This is a genomic window from Actinoallomurus bryophytorum (assembly GCF_006716425.1).
In the GTDB taxonomy this organism is placed as follows: Bacteria; Actinomycetota; Actinomycetes; order Streptosporangiales; family Streptosporangiaceae; genus Actinoallomurus; species Actinoallomurus bryophytorum.
Genome location: NZ_VFOZ01000002.1, coordinates 1,025,585 through 1,051,719 on the forward strand (window position 1 = coordinate 1,025,585; position 26,135 = coordinate 1,051,719).

Here is a 26,135-nt window from a genome sequence, read left to right on the forward strand (position 1 = left end):
TCCCTCGTCTTCGGAGGGACGATCAGCGCCGGCCGAGCCGGAAGACCGGCATGAGTACGGCGGCCACGGCGGCGTGGATCAAGACGAGCATGACCTTGGTGTCACCCGTGGCCTGCTCGATGGCGATCGGCACGAGCGACAGGAGGAGCACGCCCCCGGCCAGCGCGGTCCAGATGCCCCTGGCCCGCCGGACGTACCGCTCCAGCAGGGCGAGCGCGGCCCAGCCGAGCAGGGAGAACACGAGGGTGAAGGCGACGATCTCCGGCAGGATGAGCTGGTGCGCCTGCGCCTTTCCGGGGTCGGTGAGCATGAAGTCGGTGCCCATCGCGCGGGCCGCGACGTAGAGGGTGCCGGTGGTCACGACGGCGGCACCGACCGCGATGGCCCTGAGGCGGCGAGGGCTGGTGGTGGTGGATCGTGCGGCCTGCGGAAGCGTGGTCGTGGCGGTCATGTCAATCCTCCGTGTGCTGTTCCTTCGCCGGCGTGGCGGTGGTGTGCGGTCGGGTCTTCGATCACTGCCACTTCGAACATGCGAGAAGCGTCGCACCGACAAGTTTTTTTGTCAAGACATCCAGGGTTGTCGGATGGGGAACCAAGAGTCGACAGGAAGACCGGGCAGACCCGGGACCGGCACGGTCGCCCCTGGGGCCACACGGCCCGAACTTCAGGGTTGCGCAGGCAACCTCTGTAGCCGCGCGGGCGGACCTGGGACCGGCACGGACAGCCTCGGTAGCGGCCGCGGGCACCTTTGGGGGCGTGGCATGGGGCGGGCTTCAGGGGCCGGATTGCGCCCCGGCGGTCCCGCGCCCAAGCGTGCTCCGACCTACACGGCGTACGGCGCCCGGCCCGGCGGGTCGGTCGCCCCCCCCAAGGCCGACCAACAAAATGCCCACAAAATACATAAAAACGACAATTCGGACGGATGACCTAAGAGGCTATAGAGGTCACCCATAAGTGCCAGGCCACCAGCCCGCCGTCGACCGGGTGTTAGGCATCACTCAAATACAGAGTGTTTCCATACATGTGCGGATTACTCAGTATTGTGACCCTGTTGTCGACCGGTCCCCCCTGTACCAAGGACGCCGATGTCTGAGTTCCCCCTACCTGCCGCTGTTGCCGAACGCCAAGACGCTGGGCGTCATGGCAGGCCATCCGGCCGAGGTAAACGTCGCTCCATCAGCGTAAACGCCCTCCATCTGTACATTTCCATCATCCCCACCGCCGTTATGGCGTTCCTGGGGGCGGTCGCGGTGATGGAACTGCTCGTGGCGGGATCCTCGTCGCCGAAGGCTCGTCTGACACTGGTCGTCATCGCCGCGGCAGCGGTGGTCGTCATCGGCGCCGCGGTCTTCGGGGCGGACACCGCGACGCGGCGGGAACGGCAGATATTCGGTCATCCCGCTACCAACCCGGAGGACCTGCAGCGGCGACTCGGTGAGCTGGGGTTCCTGGTCTCCCGTGGCCGGCAGGACCTGCAGGGGCTGGCGGAGCGGATCGCGGCCGGTGAGACGCCGCCGCCCAATGCCGCCGAATCCCGGCCCGCCGCGACCAGTGACCCCTTCGTACGTCTCGGGCATGAGATACAGAAAGCCCAGAACGAGGCCTGGAACGCCATCATCGGCGCGGCCGGTACGAGCGCCGGCGGCGGGGGCAACGTTCCCGCGCAGCGCGTTGAGATCTTCGTCAACCTGGCCCGCCGGATGCAGTCGCTGTCCCACCGGGCGATCAAGGGTCTCGACGAGCTGGAGAACCAGGTCGAGGACCCGGATCTGCTCAAGGGCCTGTTCAGGGTGGACCACCTCAGCACCCGCATGCGCCGTCAGGCCGAGAGTCTCGCGGTCATCGGCGGGGCCGCCTCCCGGCGTCAGTGGAGCAGGCCGGTGACCATGTACGAGGTGCTCCGTTCGGCCATCGCCGAGGTCGAGCACTACAACCGCGTCAAGGTCGTGCCGCCCGTCGAGGGGACCCTGGACGGCGGAGCGGTCGCGGACGTCATCCACCTGCTCGCCGAGCTCGTCGAGAACGCCACCAAGTTCGCGCCACCGCACACGCAGGTGCTCCTCCGCGCCGAACCCGTCACGGCCGGACTCGCCATCGAGATCGAGGACCGCGGCCTCGGCATCCCGCGGGAGAACCAGCGACAGCTGAACGACCTGCTCATCGATCTCGAGCGAGTCGACATCGACGAGCTGCTGCACGACGGCCGCATCGGGCTCCTCGTGGTCTCGGCCCTGTCACGCCGGCACAGCGTCGCCGTCAAGCTCCAGACGAACCTGTACGGCGGCACGCAGGCCACCATCGTGATCCCGAAGGAACTGATCGGCTCGGAGGAGGAGCTGGAGGCCCACGCCCAGCCCAAGGCCCAGCCGGAGCCCGTGGGGGCCCTCACCACCGGAACGTCGGCCCTCCCCTCGGCCGCCGACCTCTCGCCGTCGATGCCTCTGTCCGGTTCCGGGCAGGGCGCCGCCACGATGGCTCCGGTGCCGGGCGGCCACGACGCCGCCGCTCACTTCGGCGAGACGTCCACCCCGGCGTGGGAGCCCCAGAGCACCTCCCCCCAGCCACAACCCCAGGCCCAGCAGCCTGAGCAGCGACCCGGCGGTGACCGGCGCCCGGACCTGCCTAGACGCCACGCTCAGGCGAGCCTTGCGCCCGAACTGCTCACCACCCCCGCCCCCCCGGCCGACGAACCGGAGCCCGATCACAATCCAGGACTGATGGCGGCATTCAAGAAGGGAATGCGCAGCGGCCAGGAAGAGGGCCCCGGGGACGAGGCCGGTAGCACTGACTGATGGAACACCACATATATAAGGAGCGTCCATTGAGCGCCGTCTCCCCGAACCAGGCTCCAGATCTAGCTTGGCTGCTGAAGGGTCTGGCCGAGGAGGTCCCCGTCATCAGGGGCAGTGTCCTGCTGTCCTCCGACGGAATGTTGAAAGCCGCCCATGGCCTTGATCGTGCCAGCTCGGAACAGTTCGCGGCACTCGCGTCCGGACTGTTCTCGATAGCACGGAGCGCCGGGACGAAGTTCGACAACAGCAACGAGGTCCGGCAGGTGGTGGCGGAGCTGAAGTCCAGCCAGCTGTTCATCTCGTGGGCCGGCTTCAACTCCGTACTCGCGGTCTTGGCGAAGGGGGAGGCCGACCCGGCCGTCGTCGGTTTCGAGATGGCCCGGCTGATCAAGGCCGTCCGGCCCTTCCTCGACACGGCGGCACGGCCGCCGGCCACCGCCCCGGGCGACCGGAACCCATGAGTACGACACCCGACGATGACGAAGTATGGCTCGATGACGACGCGGGCCCCCTTATCCGCCCGTACACGGTCAACGCGGGCCGCACCCAACCCACCGTGGAACTGGATCTGCTCTCGCTGGTGATCGCGACCGGGCAGGCGAGCTCACGCACGGACCCCGAGCACCTCAAGGTGCTCGGGCTGTGCCACAAGCCGCTCTCGGTCGCCGAGGTGGCGGCCTACATGCGCCTTCCCGTGATGGTCACCAAAGTCCTGCTCGCCGATCTCGTGGACTGTGAGGCCATGACCATGCGGGCCCCGCGTCCCACTTCGGGCTCCACCGACCGAGTTCTACTGGAGAAACTGCTCGATGGCCTACAACGAATCTGAGGTGTTCCCCACCCAGGTCAAGATCCTGATCGCCGGCGGCTTCGGCGTCGGGAAGACGACATTCGTCGGCGCGGCGAGTGAGATCGAACCCCTGAGCACGGAGGAGCTCATCACCGCGGCCAGTGTCGGCGTCGACAGTCTCTCGGGAGTGGAGAACAAGTCCGCGACCACCGTCGCCCTCGACTTCGGCCGCATCACCATCGACCAGCACGGCATCGTGCTCTATCTGTTCGGCACGCCCGGGCAGGAGCGTTTCTGGTTCATGTGGGACGAGCTGTCAGCCGGGGCCCTGGGTGCGATCGTCATGGCCGACACCCGGCGGCTGCAGGCGTCCTTCGAGGCCATCGACTTCTTCGAGAACCGCGGCATCCAGTTCCTCGTCGCCGTCAACGAGTTCGACGGCGCGTTCCGCTACGAACCCGAAGAGGTACGCGCCGCGCTCGAACTCAACGCGCGCGTGCCGATCGTGTTGTGCGACGCCCGGGACAAGCAGTCCGCCACGTCGGCGCTCAGATCCCTCATCAAGCATCTGCTCACCGCCGTGCCCTCCCCATCCGTCTAGTCCACCCCGCAGCCTGCCCACCCATGGAGATCGCTGTGACGTACGAACAGATATACGAGCCCAACGGCCATCTGCTGACGCCCGTTGATCACGAAGTTCCGAAGCGGGAGGCACGGCTGCGAGAACTGGGGCTGGGCAAGGCTCCGGATCGCGAGTTGGACGAGTTCTCCCGTGAGCTCGCCGAGGTCGCACGGCAGCTCTCAGGGGCCGAAAGTGCTCCGTTCGCGATGGTGAACTTCGTGACGGACCGGCAGTACCTGGCCGGCGTGTACCTGCCACCGGGCTCCGAGGGAGTCGGCGCCGCGCTCCTCGGCAGGGAGGCGCCCCTCGATCTCGGTTTCTGCCCGCACGTCGTCGTTCGGCGTAAGGCACTGGTCCTGGACGACGTGTGCGACTACCCGCGCTTCGCGGGCAATCCGATCGTCGACAAGCTCGGCATCCGTACGTACGTCGGAGCACCGTTGATCGACCGCACGGGCACGGCTCTCGGGACGGTCTGCATCGTGGACAACGAGCCGCGCCCGTGGGGTCATCCTGGTCTCAACCTCATCAAGGAGAAGGCGGCCGAGCTGATGCAACGGATTCAACGGCGCGAGGGTCTGCCGGGGTAGCCGCACAGCTCGTCGCGGCCTCCCTCCGGCGTGAGCTCTGGTCAGGTCATGGTGGGGCTGGGAATCGAGCGGGAGTGCAGGTCGCCGGCCGACCATGAGCCGGCTTCGTCGTCGGTGTCGAGGATGCCTGAGGCCAGAAGGTCGAACTCTGTGGCGACGCCGGTGATGTCGGTCTTGAGGAACGCGATAGCGGTTCGGACCCTGTCAGGGTCTGGACCGGTCTCGGCAGACCACCGCATGACCTGGGTGATCGCGAACAGGTAGGCGATGGCGCGGCCGGCCAGCACCTGATGTTCCTGTCCCAGGGGACGATCGAGGAAGCCCAGATTCCCCCGGAGCGCCGCGACGGCCGGCGCTGTGAGCGGCCAGGCGGCCAGGAAACCGCTGAGCGTGCGTCCGGACAGGCGGGCCAGGCAGTATTCGGTGAGCTGCTGGCTGAGCAGATCATTGTTGCCGTCGAAGATCGGGAAGACCCGGGCGTCCAGGGCCGCCTGGGCCGCGATGTTGGTGGGCGAGCCGCTGCGATAGCCCTCTCCGCCGGCCAGCTGCTGGTAGTGCAGCGCCGCGCTCAGGATCCGTTCGGTGGCGACGGTCTTGATGGCCTGTACGGCGGGGAACGCGGAGGTCATGTCGGCCTTGAGGTCCAGCCGCGTCTGCAGATGGTGGTTGAGCGCCTCACAGATGGTGTACGAGGTGTCGATGGCCGCGAGCCGGTAGCGAGCGAACCGGATCGCCGACAACGGCGCACGCCCGATGGTGCGGGTCTCGGCGTACATGTGCGCTTCGCGGCTCACACGGCGGAGGAAGCCGCACCCCATCGCCGCCATCATCGCCCGCGACGCCATGAGTATCTCCACCATGGTGCTCAGATCCCTCTTCTCAGCACCGATCCGCCGATGCCGGGGGACGATCGCGTCGATGTCGTTGAGGCCGTAGTCGACCGCCTTCAGGCCCACCGGCTCATAGCGCTCCACGGTACGGAAACCCTCACTGCGCTTGACGATGAAGAAGCCGTACTCGCGGCGCCCGGCGTCATCGTTCTTCGCACTGACCACCCACCAGTGGGCGGATTGGCTGAGGGCCTGCCAGTGTTTGCGGCCACGGATCCGGTAGCCCTCACCGGCCTCCTCGAACGTGGTGGTCATGCCGGACATGGCCGAGCCACATCCCGGCTCGGTCGCGGCGAACCCGGCCAGCAGCGGGTCGCTTCCGGAGAACAGCGGCAGGATCTCCTGTTTGGCCTGCTCGCCCGCCCACATCACGATGGGCCGGAGCGCCAGGGCCGTGTTGACCGCCGCGTGCACACCGAGTGGAAGGTTCCACTCCGAGATGGCCTCCACGACCCGGCACATCTCCAGATGGCTGTCGCGGCCTCCGTACTCCCTGGGCAGAGCCGGAAGCAGTACGCCACTCCCCACGAGTAGCGCCCAGTCGTCGGCGGGAAGATTCTGCTGTGGATAGCTTGCGGAGTCGAACTTGGACGCGACCGCTTCGATGCCAGCGATGAACTCGTTCGTCGACAGAGACAGTAGAGCCTTGCTCATTGGTGTCCGCTCTCACAGGTCGGGGTGTCAGTAAGGGGAAGGAGTCAGGTCCCGACGTCTATGAACGCCTTAACGGGCGATTCATGGCGAGATAGCCGATCACGCGTACCTCCTGCCGAAGTGTCCTGTTTCCCGGTGCGGTCTACAGGGATCATCGTGAATATTTCGGTCACAAAATGCAAGGCATCTCTGGCTAGCTGTAATCACCCATCGCATGACGACAGCCGTAACCGGCGTATCGGCCTTGACGGCCTGTTGATCTTAGTTTTCACTCGTGAGCTTGACGAACGGCGCGGGGCGGGAGCCCCGGGACAGACCGTGCCAAAGGCCTCATGTGGCCGCACTTTGGTATCGACAGGATCCCGAATAAGTGATCATCCGGGCGCATACCGACACGGGGGCACGGGGATCCCCAAGCTCAGGCGACCACGCCTGGGCTGGGCGTTCATGACGCAGCCGAACGGGCCCGGCCGTCAGCGACATCTGACCGAAATTGTCAAGCGTGGGGCGTACAGGGCCGCATGTGGCCACCGGGTACGCCGATTCGGCGCCGGCCAGGCGCGTTCGAGACCGCAGGGCGCGCCCGGCGGGCAGCGTTCCGGTGGCAGGCAAGGCCGAGGAGGGACTCGGCCTCGACTAGGCCGCCGACCGGCGGCGATGCCGCCGGACGCCGCGCGGCGGCGTGGTCCTGTCCGCGCGGGTTCTTACTTGCGGGAGCGCTTCTCCCGGATCTTCATGCTGATCTCGATGGGGGTGCCGTCGAACCCGAACTCCTCGCGGAGCCTGCGCTCGATGAAACGGCGGTAGCCCTCCTCGAGGAAGCCGGTCGTGAACAGCACGAACCGCGGTGGCTGCACGCCCGCCTGTGTGGCGAACATCACCCGCGGCTGCTTTCCGCCCCGCACGGGGTGCGGCTTGGCGGCGATCAGGTCGGACATGAAGGAGTTGAGCCTGGCGGTCGGCACGCGCTCGCCCCAGCCCGCCAGGGCCGTCTCGATGCCCGGCACGAGCTTCTCCACGTGGCGGCCCGTACGGGCCGAGATGTTGACGCGCGGCGCCCAGCGGGCGTGGTGGAGCTGCCGGTCGATCTCGCGGTCGAGGAAGTGACGGCGCTCCTCGTCGACGAGGTCCCACTTGTTGAACGCCAGGACCAGCGAACGGCCCGACTCGATCACCATCGAGATGATCCGCAGGTCCTGCTCGGCGAGCGGCTCGCTCGCGTCCACCAGGACGACCGCGACCTCGGAGCGGTCCAGCGCGGACTGGGTGCGCAGCGTGGCGTAGAAGTCGGCGCCCTGGTTCTCCCGTGCTCGCCGGCGGATACCGGCCGTGTCGACGAACTTCCAGGTCTGGCCGCCCAGCTCGATCAGCTCGTCCACCGGGTCACGTGTGGTGCCGGCGACGGAGTCGACGACCACGCGGTTTTCCCCGGCGAGCTTGTTGAGCAGGCTCGACTTGCCGACGTTGGGCCGGCCGAGCAGGGCGATGCGGCGCGGGCCACCGGCGACACCGAAGGTCTCCGGCGGTGCCTCCTCGGGCAGTGCGTGCAGCACGGCGTCGAGCAGGTCACCGCTCCCCCGGCCGTGCAGGGCCGAGACGGTGAGCGGCTCGCCGAGGCCGAGGGACCACAGCAGGGTGGCGTCCGACTCGGCCCGGGAGTCGTCGACCTTGTTGGCGGTGAGGACGACCGGCTTCTTGGACCGCCGCAGGACGTCCGCGACGGCCTCGTCGGTGTCGGTGGCGCCGACGGTGGCGTCCACCACGAACAGGACGACGTCGGCCGCGTCGACCGCCAGGCGCGCCTGGTCGGCGACGGCGGCGGCGAGGCCCTCGGCGTTCGGCTCCCAGCCGCCCGTGTCGAGGACGGTGAACCGCCGGCCGCCCCAGGCGGCGTCGTAGGCGACCCGGTCGCGGGTCACGCCGGGTACGTCCTCCACGACCGCCTCGCGGCGGCCGAGAATGCGGTTGACCAGCGTGGACTTACCGACGTTCGGCCGTCCTACGACGGCCACGACCGGTGGAGGGGCGACGTCGTGCTCGACGTCATCGGCGACCCCGATGACGTCGGCGTGCTGGATCTCGGTCTCGCTCACGGGCTTTCCTCGCTGGACAGCGCCTCGCGAACCGCTCCAACGGTCCCTCCGGCCCTATTCGCTATATGGACGATTTCGCTGATGACCTCGGAAAGACCGAGGCTGGAGGTGTCGACCTCGACCGCGTCGGCCGCCCGCGTCAGAGGGTCGGTCTTGCGGGTGGAGTCGAGACGGTCACGGCGGGCCATGTCGGCCTGGGTCGCCAAGACGGTCGCGCCGGTCAGCTCCCTGCTGCGGCGCCGCGCGCGTACCTCGGGGCTCGCGGTGAGGTAGATCTTCACCGGGGCGTCCGGGGCGACCACGGTGCCGATGTCACGGCCCTCCACGACGATACCCCCGGCGCCGATGATCTCCCGCTGCAGCGCCACCAGGCGCTCGCGCACCTCCGGAACCGCGGCGACGGCGCTCACCGCGCCGGTGACCTCGGAACCGCGGATGGGCCCGGAGACGTCGGTGCCGTCCACGGAGATCTCCGGGGAGTCCGGGTCCGTGCCGCAGGACAGGCCGGGCTCGCCCGCGCGGGCCGCGACCGCGGACGGATCGTCCACCGGGACGCCCTCGCGCAGCATCCACCACGTCATGGCGCGGTACATCGCGCCCGTGTCGAGGTAACGCAGCCCCAGGGCGCGTGCCACGCCCTTGGACACGCTGGACTTGCCCGAACCCGACGGGCCGTCCATGGCGATGACGAGCGTCACGTGTGAATCCTCTCCCGTACCGACCGGCCAACGTATGAGGCTACCGGTCCGCCGGGCCGGGTTGATCCGAACATCGAACACCCCGCCACCGGAGGCATACGTCTTGTATGTAACATAGATACAAGATGACCACAGCAACCTCCCGGGCCTACGACCACGTGAAGCAGGCCATCCTCGACCGCGCCTACCCGGGCGGCGCCTTGCTCAGCGAGGGCGAGATCGCCTCCGAGGTCGGGGTGTCCCGCACCCCCGTACGCGAGGCGCTGCTGCGGCTCGAGACCGAGGGGCTCGTACGCCTCTACCCGAAGCGCGGTGCGCTGGTCCTGCCCGTCTCCCCCCAGGAGGTCTCCGACGTGCTGGAGACCAGAGAGCTGGTGGAGACCTTCACCGCCGGCCGGGCCACCATCGGCCCCGAGCTCGTCGCGGAGCTCACAAGGCTCCTGGAGGCCATGCGCGAGCACTCTGGCGCCGCCGACGCCAAGGAGTTCGCCCACGCCGACCGCTGCTTCCACCGCACGCTCGTCGCGGCCGCGGGCAACGCGATCCTCACCCAGCTGTACGACTCGCTGCGCGACCGGCAGCTGCGCATGGCCCGGCTGACCGCCAGCGACCCCGTACGCGCCGCCGATGCGATCAGGGACCACTCGGAGATCCTGGAGGCCGTGCGCTCGGGCGACCGCCGGCGGATCCGCGCCGCGATCCACCGCCACCTCCAGACCGCCGGGGCGGCGCTTCACGGCCGCTCCTGACCACCGGTTCACACCAGCCCCCCGAAAACCCCCTGCCGCAGGCGGAGTACGACCCCTGCCCCCGAAAGGTGAGAAGTGAATCTCGCGGTCCTGTCGCCGCCCCGTCCCGACACCGGCCCCCACCCGCTCGGCGGCCGCCGCGCCTGGAGCATCTGGGCCGTCGGCGCGCTCGTCTACCTGGTCGCCTTCTTCCAGCGTACGAGCCTGGGCGTCGCCGCCCTGGCCGCCCAGCAACGCTTCGACCTCGGCGCGACCGCGCTGTCCGCCTTCGCCATCCTCCAGCTGGGCGTCTACCTGGTGATGCAGATCCCGGCCGGCATCATGGCCGACCGGTTCGGCCCGCGCCGGATGCTGGTCGCGGCACTGCTGTCCATGGCCGTCGGCGAGGTGCTGTTCGCGTCCGCGACCTCGATGCCGCTCGCCGTGCTCGGCCGGGCACTCGTCGGCCTCGGTGACGCCTTCACCTTCATCAGCGTCATCCGGCTGGCCGCCTCGTGGTTCCCTCGCCGCCGGTTCGCGCTGCTGACCGCGCTCACGGCGATGGCCGGGGCGCTCGGCCAGGTCTCCGGCACCGTCCCGCTGTCGGCGTCACTGCGCGCGTACGGCTGGACCCCGACCTTCCTCGGCACCGCCGTCCTCAGCGCGGTACTGGCGGTGGCCGTGGGGTGGTGGATTCGCGACCATCCGGGCGGCACGTCTATGGAACGTTCCAGAACGACCGCCCCGATCCTCACGGATCTGCGCACGACGCTGGCACAGGGCGGCACGCGTACCGCCCTTTGGGTGCACTTCACCCTGATGTCCTCGTTCATGGTGCTGGCGACGCTGTGGGGCTACCCGTACCTGGTCGAGGGGCTCGGGATGGCGCCGGGCCCCGCCCGGCTCACGCTGACGCTGACCGCCGCGGCGCCGCTGGCCGTCGCGCCCGCCATGGGATGGGTGGCCGGCCACCGGCCCGCCCTGCGCGGACGCCTGATCGTCTCGGTCGCCGCCGCGCTCGCCGTCGTCTGGATCGTCGCGATCACCTGGCCGGGCGGCCGGCTGCCCGTGCCGCTGGCCGTGGCGCTCGTCCTGGTCAGCGCCACCGGCAGCGCGGCGTCGATGCTGGCCTTCGACCTCGCGCGTGACGCGAACCCGCCGAGCCGCGGCGGAATGGCCTCCGGTGTCGTCAACATCGGCGGGTTCTCCGCCGCGATGACCGCCTCGCTCGCCGCGGGAGCGCTGCTGGACGCCACCGGGGGGCACTACGACGCCCCGTCGTTCCAGCTCGCCTTCGCTCCGATCACCTGCATGATCGTGCTCGGCAGCGTGCGCATCGCGTTCTTGCGGCTGTGGCGCACGCCGCCCCCCGCCATGCCCGCGGTCGAGCTCAGCCGGGAACCGACCAGCCACGCGCCCGTAGTTCGTCGGCGAGGCGCTGTGCCGCGGCCGGCATCACACTCACCTCGACCACACCGACCGGGCGGCCGGGCGAGTGCTCGATCGTCACGTCCTCGATGTTGACGCCGGCGACCCCGGCGGCCTGGAAGAGCAGGGCCAGCTCACCGGGCCGGTCGGGAATGAGGACCGGGACGACGGCGTAGGTGCCGGCGCGGTCGCCGTGCTTGCCCGGCAGCCGCCGGCGGCCGGCACCGCCGCGCTTCAGCAGCTCGGTCACGGCGGTCTCCCCGCCCTCGCGCAGCGCCGCGGCGGTGTCGGCGAGGTCGGCGGCGACCGCGTCGATGACGTCGGCCACCGGGGCCGCGTTCGAGCTCAGGATGCCGATCCACAGCTCGGGGTCGCTGCCGGCGATGCGGGTGACGTCGCGTATCCCCTGCCCCGCCAGGCCGAGGGCGACCTCCGGCGCGGCCTCGAGCCGGGCCGCGACGGCGGCGGCGGCCACGTGCGGGCCGTGCGAGACGAGCGCGACGGCCCGGTCGTGCTCGTCGGCGCCGACCACGACGGTCTGCGCGCCGCAGGACTCGGCCAGCGCGGTCACGGCGTCGAGGGCCGGCCCGGTGGTCTCCGGCGTCGGGCACAGCGCCCAGGGCCGGCCGAGGAACAGGTCGGCGCGTGCCGCGGCCGGGCCGGAGCGCTCACGGCCCGCGAGGGGATGTCCCGCGACGAAGCAGGTGAGGTCGCAGCCGAGCTCGGCGGCCTCGCGCAGCGGGCGGGACTTGACGCTCGCGACGTCGGTGTAGACCCGCGCGAGATCGCGCTTCTGGGCGTCCAGCAGAGTCGCGGCGACGGCCGCCGGCGGGACCGCCAGCACCGCGATGTCCGCGGGACCGGCGTTCTCGGGAAGGGGAACCCCGGCGCCCAGCTCGGCCGCCATGCGCACGGACGCCGCGTCACGGTCGGCGAGCCACACCTCGTCACCGCGCCCGCGCAGGGCGAGCGCCACCGAGGTCCCGATCAACCCGGTGCCGATGACGACCACCCGCCGTGATTCGACGATCACTCTCACCTCCGCGTGAACTCTCAGGGTATCGACAACCCCAGGAGCCCATGCGGGCGTGGCAGTACGGTGCCTAGGCGCGCGAGCGGATCTCCAGGCCGAAGGCGCGGATCTTCCGGTAGATCGTCGCGCGGGAGATGCCGAGCCGTGCCGCGGCCTTGCGCTTGTCGCCGCCGGACTCATCGAGCGCGCGGGAGATCGCGTCGCGTTCGATCGCCTCCATCGGGGTCAGCACGTGCCGGCTGGTCGTGTGGGCCTCGTCGGGCAGGTCACCGGGCTCGATCCGGCCGGTGGGCCGGGCGGCGACGGCCGCCTGCACCACCCGGTCGAGCTGGGCGACGTTGCCGGGCCAGGGTGAGCGCAGCAGCGTGTGCATCGCCTGGGGTGAGCAGACCAGGCGACGGTGCGCGGCGTGCCGGCGCAGCAGCACGGGCACGATGTCACGTACGTCGTCGATGCGGTGCCGCAGCGGCGGGACGACGAGCGACTCGGCGAAGTGGGCGAGGAGCGAGTGGGGCAGGCTCGCGGGTCCGGTCACGGTGCCGACCACCCAGGCGCGGAGCGCCGCGGGCTCGAGCAGGCCGGCGAGCTCGACCGCGGCCTCGGCGGGCAGCCGGTCGAGGTGCCGCAGCACGACCGTGGCCATCGGCGCGCCGAGGTCGGAGCGCAGCCGGCCCATCCAGTGGGCGGTGTCGCCGCGCAGGTCCGCCGCCTCGAAGACGGCGAACCTCGCCGCCGGGTTGAGTCGCCGGTGCATGGCGCGGACGACGGCGAGCTTGCCGACGCCCTCCTCCCCGCGCAGCAGCAGCCACGAGCGGGACCGGCAGGCCGCCTCCACGATCTGGCAGACCCGTGTCCATCCCGGGCTCCCGCCGGCCACGCCGGGGGGCGGCGCGGAGGCCGGTCTCCCGGCCGGCGCGTCGCCGACGACGTGGATCTCCATGACGGCGCCGCCGCCCATCGCGGGCCGGCACCGGAGCCGTACGGTGTGGCCCTGCGACAGCAGGATCTCCTCGCTGACGTCGCGGGACCCGGCGAGCAGCTCGTCGGCGCGCTCACGCAGCAGCTGGTGGTCGCTCGGCGCGAGGAGACGCGCGGCGGCGGCGTTCACGATGACCAGGTCGCCGGCCACGCTGAAGATCGCTCCCCGGCCACCGCGCGCCGTCGCCATGAACTCCCGCAGCAGGGCGCGCTCCCGCTCGCTGCCGCCCTCGCCGAGGCGCTGCTCGATCAGCGTGGCCGTCTCCTGTACGAGCGCGGGCATCAGCGGGTTGGCGTGGTCGGAACGCGTCGTCAGGTCGATGATGCCCTCCAGCCGGCCCGACAGCGGGTCGCGGATGGGCGCGCCGGCGCACGACATGAGCTGCAGGCGGTCGGTGAAGTGCTCCGCGCCGAACACGCAGGAGACCTGGCCCTGCTCGATCGCGGTGCCGATGCCGTTGGTGCCGACGTGCTCCTCGGCGTAGCTGAAGCCGGGTGCGAGCGAGATCTCGTCGAGGCGGCGCTCCAGGCCGTTGTCGTCCACCCGGCGGTCCAGTACGAGGCCGTGGGCGTCGGTGAGGATCACGCTGGTGTTCGTGCCGGTGAGCTGGCGCTGCAGCCGGTCCAGGACCGGGCGGGCGGCGCGTACGAGGCGGGTGTCGAAGTCCAGGTCGGGCCGGTAGGGCATGTCGAGGTCGTCGGGCGCGACCCCCCAGAAGCGCGAACGCTTCCAGGACGCCAGGATCTCCTCGCGCACCTGTGGTGCCCGGTCGCTGGCCAGGAAGCTCTCCCGGGCGCGCGCGACCGTGAATTCGTCTCCCACCGCCGATCGGTCCCCTCTGAACTCGTGGATGACTCGGAGGCGTCCCAAAAAGATCGACTACCGGCGCTTATACGGGGCTTTCGCCGTGTCCCCACCGTAAGTGAACATCCGGACGCGGCTCGTCTCAAGATGAGACCGTCTTTCTTCTCTATTGGGGGTGCTATTGGCGTGTCCCCGCCGGAGCACGTACCGGCGCCTCTGCACGGGAGGTCACGTGAGCAGGCAGAGCCTGACGAAGGCGCATCAGAAGATCACCGAGCTGTCGTGGGAGCCCACCTTCGCGACACCGGCGGAGCGGTACGCCACCGACTACCGGTTCGACAAGTCGCCCAAGAAGGACCCGCTGAAGCAGATCCTGCGCTCCTACTTCCCGATGGAGGAGGAGAAGGACAACCGCGTCTACGGCGCGATGGACGGCGCGATACGCGGCAACATGTTCCGCCAGGTCCAGCAGCGCTGGATGGAGTGGCAGAAGCTCTTCCTGTCGATCATCCCGTTCCCGGAGATCTCGGCGGCGCGCGCCATGCCGATGTCGATCGGCGCCGTGCCGAACCCGCAGATCCACAACGGCCTCGCCGTGCAGATGATCGACGAGGTACGGCACTCGACGATCCAGATGAACCTCAAGCGCCTGTACATGAACCACTACATCGACCCGGCCGGGTTCGACATCAGCGAGAAGGCGTTCTCCAACTGCTACGCCGGCACGATCGGCCGCCAGTTCGGTGAGGGTTTCATCACCGGTGACGCGATCACCGCCGCGAACGTCTACCTGACCGTGGTCGCCGAGACCGCCTTCACCAACACGCTCTTCGTCGCGATGCCGTCGGAGGCCGCGGCCAACGGCGACTACCTGCTGCCCACCGTCTTCCACTCGGTGCAGTCCGACGAGTCGCGCCACATCAGCAACGGCTACTCCATCCTGCTCATGGCCCTCGCGGACGAGCAGAACCGCCAGCTCCTCGAACGCGACCTGCGCTACGCCTGGTGGAACAACCACTGCGTCGTGGACGCCGCGATCGGCACGTTCATCGAGTACGGCACCAAGGACCGCCGCAAGGACCGCGAGAGCTACGCGGAGATGTGGCGCCGCTGGATCTACGACGACTACTACCGCAGCTACCTCATCCCGCTGGAGAAGTACGGCCTGGTCATCCCGCACGACCTCGTCGAGAAGGCCTGGGACCGGATCTGGAACCAGGGCTACGTGCATAAGGTCGCGCAGTTCTTCGCCACCGGCTGGCCGGTGAACTACTGGCGCATCGACGGCATGACGGACGCGGACTTCGAGTGGTTCGAGACCAAGTACCCCGGCTGGTACGACCAGTACGGCAGGTGGTGGGAGGCCTACAACCGGCTCAGCCGCCCGAACGGCCACAAGCCGATCGCGTTCGAGGACGTCGGCTACCAGTACCCCCACCGCTGCTGGACCTGCATGGTCCCCTGCCTGATCCGCGAGGACATCGTCTGCGACGAGGTCGACGGGCAGTGGCGTACGTACTGCTCCGAGACGTGTCACTGGACCGACAAGACCGCGTTCCGGCCGGAGTACGAGGGCCGCCCGACGCCGTCGATGGGACGGCTGACCGGCAAACGCGAGTGGGAGACGCTTTACCACAACTGGGATCTCGCCGACATCATCACCGACCTCGGGTACGTGCGCGACGACGGCAAGACCCTGATCCCCCAGCCGCACCTCGACCTCGGCGACCCGAAGAAGCTCTGGACCCTCGACGACGTACGCGGGCTGCCGTTCCCGAGCCCGAACGTGACGCTGAACGAGATGTCCGACGCCGAGCGCGAACGCTTCATCGCCGAGTACAAGGTCCACCCGAACCGCACTCCCTGACCAGCGCCGGAGGGCAAGACCGTGGGCGACAAGCACCGGGTCAGGTTCGAGCCGGTCGACATCGAGATCGAGGTCGACGAGGACGAGACGATCCTCGACGCCGCGTTCCGTCAGGGCGTCATGCTCATGCACGGCTGCAAGGAGGGCCAGTGCTCGGCGTGCAAGTCCTTCCTGCTCGACGGCGACCTGCAGATGGAGCGCTACTCCACGTTCGCGCTCGCCGACTACGAGAGCGAGGAGGGCTACGTCCTGCTCTGCCGGGGCCACGCCTACAGCGACCTCGAGGTCGAGCTGATCAACTACGACGAGGACATGATCCGCGCCGGGGTGCCGATCCAGCTCGTGAACACCGAGGTCGCGGCCATCGAGGAGCTGACGCACGACATCGTGCACCTGCGGCTGACGTGCGTGTCACCACGGGAGCTGGCCTTCAATCCCGGCCAGTACGCCGACGTGCGGATCCCCGGCACCGAGCACTGGCGATCGTTCTCGATGGCGAACACCCCGTCCACCGACCACCAGGCCGACTTCGTCATCAAGCGCTACCCGGGCGGGCACTTCTCCGGCCTGCTCGACGGCGGCCTGTCGGTCGGCGACGCCCTCGACATCAAGGGTCCGTACGGGACGTTCACCCTACGCGAGAGCGACCGCGACCTGGTCATGATCGGCGGCGGCGCGGGCATGGCGCCCATCCTGTCGCTGCTCACGCACCTGCGTGAGCAGGGCATCGACCGCAGGACCACCTTCTACTACGGCGGCCGTACGGCGCGTGACCTGTTCTACCTCGACCGGATGGACGAGCTGTCCGAGGTGCTCTCCCGGTTCTCCTTCGTCGCCGCCCTGTCGGAGGAGACCGGAGTCGCCGGGGCCGAAGAGGGCCTGATCACCGACGTCGTCGACCGGCTGGAGACCGACCTGTCCGGCGCCGACGCCTACCTGTGCGGGCCGCCACCGATGGTCGAGGCCGCGATCGAGCTGATGGCCGCCAAGGGCGTGCCGGAGGGGCGGGTCTTCTACGACAAGTTCACCACCACAGCCAGCGCAGACGAACCAACGTGAGGAGGAAGCCGATGTCGACTCCCCCGACCAGGTCGGGTACGCGTGATTTTCCCAAACCGGAGTTCACCGACGCCGAGGCCGGCGCCCTGGAGTTCCCGAGCTCGACGAGCCGCAGCTACAACTACTTCACCCCCGCGCGCATGCGGGCCTCGATGTACGAAGACGTCACCGTCGACGTGCAGCCCGACCCCGAACGCCATCTCCTGCAGGGGTGGATCTACGCCTTCGCCGACGGCCAGGCCGGTTATCCGAAGGACTGGACCGAGCTGAGGTCCTCGGACTGGCACACGTTCCTGGACCCCAACGGGGAGTGGGAACAGACCATCTACCGCAACAACGCGAGCGCCGTACGCCAGGTGCAGAACAACCTGGCGAACGCCAAGGCGGCGAACGCGTACGGCGCCTGGGCACCGGGATGGAAGGAGTTCGTCGCCCGCCACGTGGGCGCCTGGATGCACGCCGAGCACGGCCTGGGCATGCACCTGTTCATCGCGATCCAGCGCTCCGCGCCCACCAACATGATCAACAACGCCATGTCGGTGAACGCCGCGCACAAGCTGCGCTTCGCCCAGGACCTCGCGCTGTACAACCTCGACCTCACCGAGAACATCGACGGCTTCGACGGCGCGGTCCACCGCGAGGTGTGGCAGGACGACGAGATCTGGCAGCCGGTACGGGAGAACGTCGAGCGGCTCACCGCGATCGTGGACTGGGCCGAGGCGCTCTTCGCCACCAACGTGGTCTTCGAGTCGCTGGTCGGCGAGCTGTTCCGCAGTGAGCTGGTCATGCAGATCGCGGCGCGGAACGGCGACTACACGACCCCGACGATCATGGGCGTCGGGGAGAACGACCACACCCGCGACAGCGGCTACACACGGGCGCTGTTCACCATGCTCGTCGCCGACGAGACGCACGGCGCGCACAACATCGAGACCCTGGAGGCCTGGACCGAACGCTGGCTGCCGGTGAGCCTCGCCGCGGCCCGCCACCTCCAGCCGCTGTGGTCACAGCCCGCAGAGCGGGTCATCCGCTTCGAGGACTCACTCGACCGGGCCAAGGACCGGCTGCGCGGCGTCCTCGCCGACCTGCGCCTGAGCGAGCCGAAGGAGCTGACCTCGTGAGTACGTATGAGTTCCAGCGGACTTCCTCCGGCAAGTGCGGCGTCACGCTGATGAACAACCAGGTCGGCTACGTCGTCGCGCAGGTGATGCGCGGCAAGGAGGGCGTCAAGGTCTCGGAGTATCCCTCGATGATCCGGGTCGACGGCGCCACCAAGCTCGTCTTCGACTTCGACGAGATCTCCGACGTCCTGGGCTTCGAGTTCGCCGTGCCCGACTTCGAGGAGATCATGTCCACCCACTACGGGCGGATGGTCCACCTCGACGACCAGACCGTGCTGTTCGCCAACCCCGAGGACGCGGCGGAGTACATCGACTTCGACCTGCGTCCGGTCCAGTAACGGCCCCCCTCTACGCCCTGTGCGGCGCGCACCACGATGCGCGCCGCACCGGGTGATCTGGTTTCTCCCCCCGAGAGGTCATCTCATGTACGAGAAGGACGGCACCGGCTACTACATCGTCGACGGGCACGTGCACTTCTGGAACGCCGGCGCGGACAACCGCAACCGCTTCGGCGAGGGCTTCATCGAGTGCTTCTATGGCTACCACTCGTCCCTGTCACCCGAAGAGTGGCTGTGGACCAAGGACAAGTTCGACCGGTACACCGAGCAGGACATGATCCACGACCTGTTCGAGGTCGGCTACGCGGACAAGGCGATCTTCCAGCCCACGTACCTGAAGGACTTCTTCCCCGGCGGCTTCAACACGATCGAGCAGAACGCCGAGATCGCCGCGCGGCACCCCGACCGGTTCGTCGTGAACGGCGCCTTCGACCCGCGCGACGGCGAGCTCGGACTCCGGCGGCTGGAGGAGGACCACCGGCGGCACGGGATCAAGGGCGTCAAGCTCTACACCGCCGAGTGGAAGGGCTCCTCGCGCGGCTACAAGCTGTCGGACGCCTCGGCCCTGCGCTACCTGGAGAAGTGCCAGGAGCTGGGCATCACCAACATCCACGTCCACAAGGGCCCGACGATCTGGCCGCTCGACCGCGACGCCTTCGACGTGAAGGACGTCGACGTCGCCGCCACCGAGTTCCCCGGCCTGAACTTCATCGTCGAGCACTGCGGGCTCCCCCGGCTGGACGACTTCTGCTGGATCGCCACGCAGGAGCCGAACGTCCTCGGCGGGCTCGCGGTGGCCATCCCGTTCATCCACAGCCGGCCGCGGTACTTCGCCAAGGTCATCGGCGAGCTGCTGTTCTGGCTCGGCGAGGACCGGATCACGTTCGCCAGCGACTACGCCATCTGGCAGCCCAAGTGGCTCGTGGAGAAGTTCGTCGACTTCCAGATCCCCGAGGACATGCAGGGCGAGTACGGGCGGCTCACCACCGACGTCAAGCGCAAGATCCTCGGCCTGAACGCCGCACGCCTGTACGACCTGAAGGTCCCGGACGAGCTGCGGGCCGCGGGCGACGGCTCGGGCACGGTCGCCTCGCCCGAGGCCGCGGTATGACCCCGGCCGGCACCGCACCGCCCGTCACGGACGTCGCGGCGGCCGTGTGGTCGGCACTCGGCACCGTACGTGACCCGGAGCTGGACCGGCCGATCACCGACCTGAGGTTCGTGAGCGAGGTGAGCACCGAGGACGGGCGCGTACGGGTACGCCTGCGCCTGCCCACCTACTTCTGCGCACCCAACTTCGCCTACCTCATGGTCGACGACGCCCGGCGGGCGATCGTCGGCCTGCCCGGCGTGACCGGGGTGGAGGTCGTGCTGGAGGACCACTTCGCCTCCGGCGAGATCAACCACGGCGTCGCGGCGGGCGAGGGGTTCGAGGCGGCCTTCGACGGGCTGGCGGCCGGTGAGCTCGGCGGCCTGCGCCGCGTGTTCCTCCGCAAGGGGTACGTCGCGGCGCAGGAACGCGTGTGCGCGGGCCTGGCCGATCCCGACGTCCGTCTCGGCGACCTCCCGGACTCACCGGCCAAGGAGGCGTTCCTGCTCCGCCGCGCCGAGCTGGGCCTGGACTGCGCACCGGACGCGTACGTGCTCGCGGACCCGGACGGCGAGCACGTCCCGGCCGGACGCACCACGCGCTACCTCCGTTTCGCCCGGACCGTACGGATCAGTATGGAAAGTAACGAGGAGTACTGCCGAGGACTCCTGCGCATCCGTTACGAGGAGCAACCATGAAGGCCGTCCAACTCAGCAAGTACGAGCAGACCCCGGAGCTGACCGAGGTCCCGGACCCGCGGATCACCGGGCCGCTCGACGTCATCGTGCGGATCGGCGGCGCCGGTGTCTGCCGTACGGACCTGCACATCATCGAGGGGCAGTGGGCGCCCAAGACCGGCGTGAACCTGCCCTACACGCTCGGGCACGAGAACGCCGGCTGGGTCGCCGAGGTCGGCTCGGCCGTCACCAACGTGGCCGTCGGCGACACCGTCATCCTGCACCCGCTCGTCACCTGCGGGCTCTGCCGTGCGTGCCGGGACGGCGACGACGTGCACTGCGAGAACTCCGCGTTCCCCGGCATCGACACCGACGGCGGCTACGCGGAGCTGCTCAGGACCACGGCACGCTCGGTGGTCAGGCTCGACCCGTCGCTTCGGCCCGCCGACGTGGCGGCGCTCGCCGACGCCGGGCTGACCGCGTACCACGCGGTGGCCAAGGCCGCGCGGCGGTTGCGGCCCGGCCGGCGCGCCGTCGTGATCGGCGCGGGCGGCCTCGGGCACATCGGCATCCAGGTGCTCAAGGCGCTGACCCCGGCCGAGATCATCGTGGTCGACCGGTCCCCCGACGCGCTGAAGCTGGCCGGAGAGCTCGGCGCCGACCACACGGTCGTGGCCGACGGCTCCCAGGTCGAGGCCGTGCTGGACCTGACCGGCGGGCAGGGCGCCGAGGCCGTGGTCGACTTCGTCGGCGAGGGCGGCGCGATCGAGGACGGCGTCGCGATGCTGCGCCGCGCCGGCGACTACTACGTCATCGGGTACGGCGGTGCGCTGAACGTCCCGACGATCGACATCATCTCCACCGAGATCAACTTCATCGGCAACCTCGTCGGTTCCTACAACGACCTCGCCGAGCTGATGGTCCTCGCGGCCGACGGCAAGGTCGCGCTGCACACCGAGACCTATCCCCTGGACGCCTTCGCCCAGGCCCTCGCCGACCTCGACGGCGGGCGCGTACGCGGCCGGGCGATCCTGATCCCACCGGAGGCGTGATGGCCAAGGAACTGCGATTCAACAGTGACGCCCGGCGGCTGCTCGAACAGGGTGTCAACGCGCTCGCCGACGCCGTGAAGGTGACGCTCGGCCCCAAGGGCCGCAACGCCGTACTGGAGAAGCTCACCGGGCCGCCCACCATCACCAACGACGGCGTCACCATCGCCCGTGAGATCCAGCTGCGCGACTCCTTCGCCAACATGGGCGCCCAGCTCGTCAAGGAGGTCGCGACCAAGACCAACGGCGACGCGGGCGACGGCACGACCACCGCGACCGTACTGGCCCAGGCGATGGTCCGCGAGGGGCTGCGGCGCGTCGAGACGGGCGCCAACCCCCAGCAGGTCAAGGCCGGCATCGAGCAGGCGGTCGACCTCGTCGTGAGCGCCCTGCGCGACGCCTCACGGCCGGTGTCGGACGCCTCCGACCTGCTGCACGTCGCGACACTGGCCGCGAACAACGACCCGGTCATCGGCGAGGTGATCGCCGAGGCCATCGAGCGCGTCGGCCCGAACGGCGTCATCACGGTCGAGGAGTCGCCGGCCTTCGGGCTCGACGTCGACTTCGTCGAGGGCATGGAGTTCGACCGCGGCTACCTGTCGCCGCACATGGTGACCGAGCCGGGCCGGATGACCGCCGAGCTGGAGAACGCCTACCTCCTGCTGACCAACGAGAAGATCTCCCGGGTGCAGGACCTGATGCCGGTGCTGGAGCAGGTCATGCGGGCCGGTGGTCCGCTGCTGATCGTCGCCGAGACCGTCGACGGCGCCGCGCTCGGCATGCTGGTCACCAACATGGTCCACCGGACCTTCACCTCGGTCGCGGTGCAGGCGCCCGGCTTCGGGCACCGGCGCATCGCCGAGCTGGGCGACATCGCCGCGGTCGTGGGCGGCGATGTCATCACCTCCGACGCGGGCAGCAACCTGGCCGGCGTACGCCTGGAACGGCTCGGCCGTGCCGCCAAGATCACCGTCACGGAGGCGTACACGACCATCGTCGGCGGCCACGGCACGCCCGAGGCGGTCGCGAGCCGGATCGAACAGCTCAAGACCGAGTTCCTGCGCGCGGAGAACGAGCACGACCGGGAGAAGCTGCAGGAGCGCATCGCCCGGCTGTCCAACAGCGTCGCGGTGATCCGGGTCGGCGCGGCCACCGGTGTGGAGCTGAAGGAGAAGCAGCACCGGGTCGAGGACTCCCTGTCCGCGACGCGCGCGGCCGTCGAGGAGGGGCTCGTCGCCGGTGGCGGCGCGGCCCTCGCGCAGGCCCGAGGTGTCCTGGACGGGCTCGACCTCACCGGCGACGCCGCGGTCGGGCGCGACATCGTGGCGGCGGCGCTCACCGAGCCGCTGCGCTGGATCGCGGTCAACGCCGGGTACGACGGCGACGAGGTGACCGGGCGGGTCACGGCCGGGGACGGCATCGGCTTCGACGCGCTGAGCGGCGACTACGGCGACATGTTCGGGCGGGGGATCGTGGACCCGCTGAAGGTCACCCGGTGCGCCATCCAGAGCGCCGCCTCGATCGCGGCGCTCCTGCTGACCACCGAGACCCTCATCGTGGAGGAGATCATGGTCAACCCGGGTGAGATCCACGCGCCCGGCTTCGGTGACCTCGCGGAGGGCCTCGTACGGCCCTCCAACATTCCGTGACGGAGTCGGCCGCCGCACTGCCGCGACCATGGCGGGGCAGAACAGGCTGGATACGCCTGCTCGGCCCCGCCTTCGTCGCCTCGGTCGCGTACGTCGACCCGGGGAACTTCGCGACGAACGTGCAGGGTGGGGCGCGGTTCGGCTTTCTGCTGCTGTGGGTCGTGGTCGCGGCGAACCTGGTCGGCATGCTCCTGCAGTACCTGTCGGCCAAGCTCGGCGTCGCCACCGGGATGAGCCTGGCCGAGATCTGCCGGGAGCGCTATCCGCGGCCGGTCGTGTGGGGCCTGTGGGTGCAGGGCGAGATCGTCGCGATCATGACCGACCTCGCCGAGTTCGTCGGTGGCGCCGTCGCGCTGTCGCTGCTGTTCGGCTGGCCGCTGCCGTCCGGCGGCGTCGTGATCGCGGTGGCCTCGCTGCTGCTGCTGATGACGCGGGAGCGTGGCCGCTGGTTCGAGGGCGCGGTCGTCGCGCTGCTCGCGGTGGTGCTGCTGGCCTTCCTCTACCAGACGCTGCGTGCCCAGGCGCCGCTCGGCGACGTGGCGTCCGGGCTCGTCCCGCGTTTCGCCGGCCGGGAGAGCGTCCTGCTCGGGAGCGGCATCATCGGGGCCACCGTGATGCCGCACGCGTTGTACCTGCACTCCGCGCTCACCAGCGAGCGGCGGCCTGACCGCGACCGCGAGACGGTGCTGCGCGCCCACCGGTTCGACGTGCTCATCGCGATGGGCGTCGCCGGGGCGGTGAACGTCGCGGTCCTGGTCTCGGCCGGGGCCCTGTTCCACGATGGTTCCGGTGGCGGGGCGGCCACGGGGACGCTCCAGGGCGCCTACTCCCGGTACGCGGAGGCCGCCGGGTCCGTCGCCGCCGCGGCCTTCGCCGTGGCACTGCTCGCCGCGGGTCTCGCGTCCTCCAGCGTCGGCGTGTACGCCGGCGAGGTGATCATGCAGGGCTTCCTGCGCCGCAGGATCCCCCGGATCGTCCGCAGGCTGGTGGTGACGGTTCCCGCGCTGGTGGTGCTGGCGCTGACCCACGACCCGACCCGCGCGCTCGTGCTCAGCCAGGTCGCCTTGTCGTTCGGCATTCCGTTCGCGCTGATCCCGCTGGTGCTGGCCACCCGCCGGCGCGACCTGATGGGCGCATGGGTCAACCGGCCCGTCACCACGGTGGCCGCGGGCATGGCCGCCGCCGTGATCGTGGGCCTCAACATCATCTTGCTGACGTTGGCCTGACCCGCACGGGGGTCACTGCGCGATGTCGACCCGGAGCGCGGTCGCACCGCGCAGGTAGACGTGCTGGATGTCCGAGCGCGGCCGGTCGGCCTCGATGTGGGCCATCAGCCGGATCACCCGGGGCAGCGCGTGGGGTACGTCGATCTCGCTCGCGCAGAGCAGCGGGACGTCGTGGAAGCCGAGCTTGCGCGCGGCGAGCGCCGGGAACTCCGCGGTCACGTCGGGGGTCGCGGTGAAGATGACGCTGATGACGTCGTCGGTCGTCAAGGCGTTACGGGTCATCACCTCGGTGACGAGCTCCGTTGTGGCCTCGAGTATCTGGTCACGATCGTCAGCGTCGATCTGGATGGCACCACGCACCGCTAGTACCGCCACGAAACACCTCTTTCATGAACTTTCGCCCGCTCATCCGTGTACTCGGGATCAGAGCTCGACCGCCGCGTACAGCTCACCGATCTCCTGCATGGTGAGCGCCCGGATCGTGCCCGACCGCAGACGGCCGAGTTTGACCGGCCCGAACTCGGTGCGGGCGAGTTGCTGCACCGGATGACCAGCCTCGGCGAGCAGGCGCCGCACGATGTGCTTACGGCCCTCGTGAAGGGTCACCTCAACGAGGATTCGCTTGCCGACCTGGTCGAACACGCGGAAGTCATCGGCTTTGGCGAAACCATCCGCGAGCTTGACGCCCTTTTTGAGCCTCCTTCCGAGATCACGGCCGATCGGCCCGTGGATCTCGGCGAGGTAGGTCTTGGATACACCGTATCGCGGGTGCATGAGGCGGTTCGCGAGCTCACCGTCGTTGGTGAGCAGCAGCAATCCCTCGGTGTCGGTGTCGAGACGGCCGACGTGGAACAGCCGCTCGGGCACGTCACCGACATAGGTCATCAGCGACTTGCGGCCCTTGGGGTCGGACATGGTGCTGACCACGCCCGCGGGCTTGTTGAGCATGTAGTAGCGCAGCTCGGTACGGGTGGGGATGCGCTTGCCGTCCACGTGGATGACGGCCTGCTGGGGGTCGACGCGGGCGCCGAACCAGGTGATCTTCTCTCCGTCGACGGTCACCCGCCCGGCCGCGATCAGGTCATCGCAGGCGCGCCGGCTGGCCACGCCGGCCTCGGCGAGCACCTTCTGGAGCCGTACGCCCTCGTTGGTCTGGTTCACTGCTGTAGTTCCTCTATGCCTTCCAGGTCATCGGGCAGGTAGGGGGCGAGCTCGGGCAGCTCGTCCACGGTGTTCAGGCCGAGCCGCTCGAGAAAGTAGGTGGTCGTCCGGTAGAGCACCGCCTGGTGCTCCGGGTCGTGGCCCGCCTCCTCGATGAGTCCCCGCATCGTCAGCGTGCGGATCACGCCGTCGCTGTTGACTCCTCGGATCGCCGAGATCCGCGCCCGGTTCACCGGCTGGCGGTAGGCGATGACGGCGAGGGTCTCCAGCGCTGCCTGCGTCAGCCGCGCCGCCTGGCCGTCCCGCACGAACCGCTCGACGAGGGGGGCGCAGACGTCTCGAGTGTAGAACCGCCAGCCGCCTGCGATCTCCCTTAGGTCGAACCCCCGGGCCTGCTCGGTGTATTCCGCCGCCAGCTCCCGCAGCGTGGCGGCGACCTCGTCCCGCGGCCGTTCGAGGATCTGGGCGAGGGTCACCTCGGGCACCGGCTCGTCCACGACGAGCAGGATCGCCTCCAGCCCGGCGCGCAGCGGCGGCTCGGCCGCGGCGCCCTCGGGCGCGTCGAACAGCGCCCCCGGCTCCACGGCGTCCACCGGAGCGGCCTCTTCCGCCGGAGCGACCTCGTCCACCGGGACGACCTCTTCAGCTTCCGCCGGGACGACCTCGTCCGCCAGGACGGCCCCTTCCGCTTCCGCCGGGACGACCTCGTCCGCCAGGACGGCCCCTTCCACCTCCGCAAGGACGGCCTTGTCCGCGGGCTCGGTGTGCGCCGCTTCGCCCTCATCGGCCGCGCCGGA

24 protein-coding genes and 1 pseudogene are annotated in these 26,135 nt (G+C 69.6%); 16 read left to right on the forward strand and 9 right to left on the reverse strand.

Going from position 1 to position 26,135, the window contains the following annotated elements:
- Window positions 1–22: 22 nt before the first annotated feature.
- Window positions 23–451 (reverse strand): DUF6069 family protein, encoded by a 429-nt coding sequence (locus tag FB559_RS40760; protein ID WP_141962923.1) that lies wholly within the window; start codon window positions 449–451, stop codon window positions 23–25.
- A 775-nt stretch (window positions 452–1,226) separates the two neighbouring features.
- Here FB559_RS40760 and FB559_RS40765 point away from each other — a divergent pair.
- From FB559_RS40765 to FB559_RS40785, 5 genes are read left to right on the forward strand one after another with little or no spacing between them, the layout of a single operon-like run.
- Window positions 1,227–2,792, forward strand: a complete 1,566-nt coding sequence (locus FB559_RS40765) for a sensor histidine kinase (RefSeq protein ID WP_185792714.1) — start codon at window positions 1,227–1,229, stop codon at window positions 2,790–2,792.
- 29 nt (window positions 2,793–2,821) lie between these two features.
- Window positions 2,822–3,253 (forward strand): roadblock/LC7 domain-containing protein, encoded by a 432-nt coding sequence (locus FB559_RS40770; RefSeq protein WP_221640686.1) that lies wholly within the window; start codon window positions 2,822–2,824, stop codon window positions 3,251–3,253.
- A complete protein-coding gene (locus FB559_RS40775) occupies window positions 3,250–3,621 on the forward strand; it encodes a DUF742 domain-containing protein (protein WP_141962926.1) in 372 nt (123 codons plus the stop codon). The genes FB559_RS40770 and FB559_RS40775 overlap by 4 nt, the downstream gene beginning before the upstream one ends.
- Window positions 3,602–4,183, forward strand: a complete 582-nt coding sequence (locus tag FB559_RS40780) for a GTP-binding protein (protein WP_141962927.1) — start codon at window positions 3,602–3,604, stop codon at window positions 4,181–4,183. Before FB559_RS40775 ends, FB559_RS40780 begins: the two co-directional genes overlap by 20 nt.
- 23 nt (window positions 4,184–4,206) lie before the next feature.
- The gene (locus FB559_RS40785; RefSeq protein ID WP_141962928.1) at window positions 4,207–4,794 is read left to right on the forward strand and encodes a GAF domain-containing protein; all 588 of its coding nucleotides are present in this window, start codon (window positions 4,207–4,209) and stop codon (window positions 4,792–4,794) included.
- A gap of 41 nt (window positions 4,795–4,835) precedes the next feature.
- On the opposite strand, the gene FB559_RS40790 is transcribed toward FB559_RS40785, so the two are convergent.
- The 3 genes from FB559_RS40790 to cmk form a co-directional block, all read right to left on the reverse strand.
- Complete coding sequence (locus FB559_RS40790; protein ID WP_141962929.1) at window positions 4,836–6,338, reverse strand: acyl-CoA dehydrogenase family protein; 1,503 nt, start codon at window positions 6,336–6,338, stop codon at window positions 4,836–4,838.
- Between the two features lie 704 nt (window positions 6,339–7,042).
- Window positions 7,043–8,416, reverse strand: a complete 1,374-nt coding sequence (gene der, locus FB559_RS40795; RefSeq protein WP_246122903.1) for a ribosome biogenesis GTPase Der — start codon at window positions 8,414–8,416, stop codon at window positions 7,043–7,045.
- An 11-nt stretch (window positions 8,417–8,427) separates the two neighbouring features.
- Window positions 8,428–9,129 (reverse strand): (d)CMP kinase, encoded by a 702-nt coding sequence (gene cmk / locus FB559_RS40800; protein WP_246122860.1) that lies wholly within the window; start codon window positions 9,127–9,129, stop codon window positions 8,428–8,430.
- Window positions 9,130–9,254: 125 nt separating this feature from the next.
- Between cmk and FB559_RS40805 the strand changes: the two genes are divergently transcribed.
- A complete protein-coding gene (locus FB559_RS40805) occupies window positions 9,255–9,878 on the forward strand; it encodes a GntR family transcriptional regulator (RefSeq protein WP_141962931.1) in 624 nt (207 codons plus the stop codon).
- A 75-nt stretch (window positions 9,879–9,953) separates the two neighbouring features.
- Window positions 9,954–10,967, forward strand: a pseudogene (locus tag FB559_RS46000) (MFS transporter); the annotation flags it as partial.
- A gap of 280 nt (window positions 10,968–11,247) precedes the next feature.
- On the opposite strand, the gene FB559_RS40815 reads toward FB559_RS46000, so the two are convergent.
- Both FB559_RS40815 and FB559_RS40820 read right to left on the reverse strand, forming a co-directional pair.
- The gene (locus tag FB559_RS40815) at window positions 11,248–12,315 is read right to left on the reverse strand and encodes a prephenate dehydrogenase (RefSeq protein ID WP_141963311.1); all 1,068 of its coding nucleotides are present in this window, start codon (window positions 12,313–12,315) and stop codon (window positions 11,248–11,250) included.
- Window positions 12,316–12,388: 73 nt separating this feature from the next.
- Window positions 12,389–14,119, reverse strand: coding sequence for a sigma-54-dependent Fis family transcriptional regulator (locus FB559_RS40820; protein WP_141962933.1), 1,731 nt, complete (start codon window positions 14,117–14,119; stop codon window positions 12,389–12,391).
- A 214-nt stretch (window positions 14,120–14,333) separates the two neighbouring features.
- Here FB559_RS40820 and FB559_RS40825 point away from each other — a divergent pair, with 214 nt between their 5' ends.
- The 9 genes from FB559_RS40825 to FB559_RS40865 all read left to right on the forward strand — a co-directional run bounded on the left by FB559_RS40825 (window position 14,334) and on the right by FB559_RS40865 (window position 24,177).
- The gene (locus FB559_RS40825; protein ID WP_141962934.1) at window positions 14,334–15,968 is read left to right on the forward strand and encodes a ferritin family protein; all 1,635 of its coding nucleotides are present in this window, start codon (window positions 14,334–14,336) and stop codon (window positions 15,966–15,968) included.
- 21 nt (window positions 15,969–15,989) lie between these two features.
- Window positions 15,990–17,027, forward strand: coding sequence for an FAD-binding oxidoreductase (locus FB559_RS40830; protein WP_141962935.1), 1,038 nt, complete (start codon window positions 15,990–15,992; stop codon window positions 17,025–17,027).
- Between the two features lie 11 nt (window positions 17,028–17,038).
- The gene (locus FB559_RS40835; RefSeq protein ID WP_141962937.1) at window positions 17,039–18,148 is read left to right on the forward strand and encodes an aromatic/alkene monooxygenase hydroxylase subunit beta; all 1,110 of its coding nucleotides are present in this window, start codon (window positions 17,039–17,041) and stop codon (window positions 18,146–18,148) included.
- Window positions 18,145–18,486 carry a propane 2-monooxygenase effector subunit MimD gene (mimD, locus tag FB559_RS40840; protein WP_141962939.1) on the forward strand — a complete coding sequence of 114 codons (342 nt, stop codon included), beginning with the start codon at window positions 18,145–18,147 and terminating at the stop codon, window positions 18,484–18,486. The genes FB559_RS40835 and mimD overlap by 4 nt, the downstream gene beginning before the upstream one ends.
- 85 nt (window positions 18,487–18,571) lie before the next feature.
- The gene (locus tag FB559_RS40845) at window positions 18,572–19,597 is read left to right on the forward strand and encodes an amidohydrolase family protein (protein ID WP_141962942.1); all 1,026 of its coding nucleotides are present in this window, start codon (window positions 18,572–18,574) and stop codon (window positions 19,595–19,597) included.
- Window positions 19,594–20,274, forward strand: coding sequence for an iron-sulfur cluster assembly protein (locus FB559_RS40850; protein ID WP_141962944.1), 681 nt, complete (start codon window positions 19,594–19,596; stop codon window positions 20,272–20,274). Before FB559_RS40845 ends, FB559_RS40850 begins: the two co-directional genes overlap by 4 nt.
- The gene (locus FB559_RS40855; RefSeq protein WP_141962946.1) at window positions 20,271–21,305 is read left to right on the forward strand and encodes an NAD(P)-dependent alcohol dehydrogenase; all 1,035 of its coding nucleotides are present in this window, start codon (window positions 20,271–20,273) and stop codon (window positions 21,303–21,305) included. Before FB559_RS40850 ends, FB559_RS40855 begins: the two co-directional genes overlap by 4 nt.
- Window positions 21,305–22,951 carry a chaperonin GroEL gene (gene groL, locus FB559_RS40860; RefSeq protein ID WP_141962948.1) on the forward strand — a complete coding sequence of 549 codons (1,647 nt, stop codon included), beginning with the start codon at window positions 21,305–21,307 and terminating at the stop codon, window positions 22,949–22,951. The genes FB559_RS40855 and groL overlap by 1 nt, the downstream gene beginning before the upstream one ends.
- The gene (locus FB559_RS40865; protein WP_141962950.1) at window positions 22,948–24,177 is read left to right on the forward strand and encodes an Nramp family divalent metal transporter; all 1,230 of its coding nucleotides are present in this window, start codon (window positions 22,948–22,950) and stop codon (window positions 24,175–24,177) included. Before groL ends, FB559_RS40865 begins: the two co-directional genes overlap by 4 nt.
- Before the next feature lie 12 nt (window positions 24,178–24,189).
- Here FB559_RS40865 and aroH read toward each other — a convergent pair whose 3' ends face one another.
- From aroH to scpB, 3 genes are read right to left on the reverse strand one after another with little or no spacing between them, the layout of a single operon-like run.
- A complete protein-coding gene (gene aroH / locus FB559_RS40870) occupies window positions 24,190–24,552 on the reverse strand; it encodes a chorismate mutase (protein WP_141962952.1) in 363 nt (120 codons plus the stop codon).
- Window positions 24,553–24,600: 48 nt separating this feature from the next.
- Window positions 24,601–25,338, reverse strand: coding sequence for a pseudouridine synthase (locus FB559_RS40875; protein WP_141962954.1), 738 nt, complete (start codon window positions 25,336–25,338; stop codon window positions 24,601–24,603).
- Complete coding sequence (scpB, locus tag FB559_RS40880; RefSeq protein ID WP_425455133.1) at window positions 25,335–25,922, reverse strand: SMC-Scp complex subunit ScpB; 588 nt, start codon at window positions 25,920–25,922, stop codon at window positions 25,335–25,337. Before scpB ends, FB559_RS40875 begins: the two co-directional genes overlap by 4 nt.
- Between the last annotated feature and the right edge of the window lie 213 nt (window positions 25,923–26,135).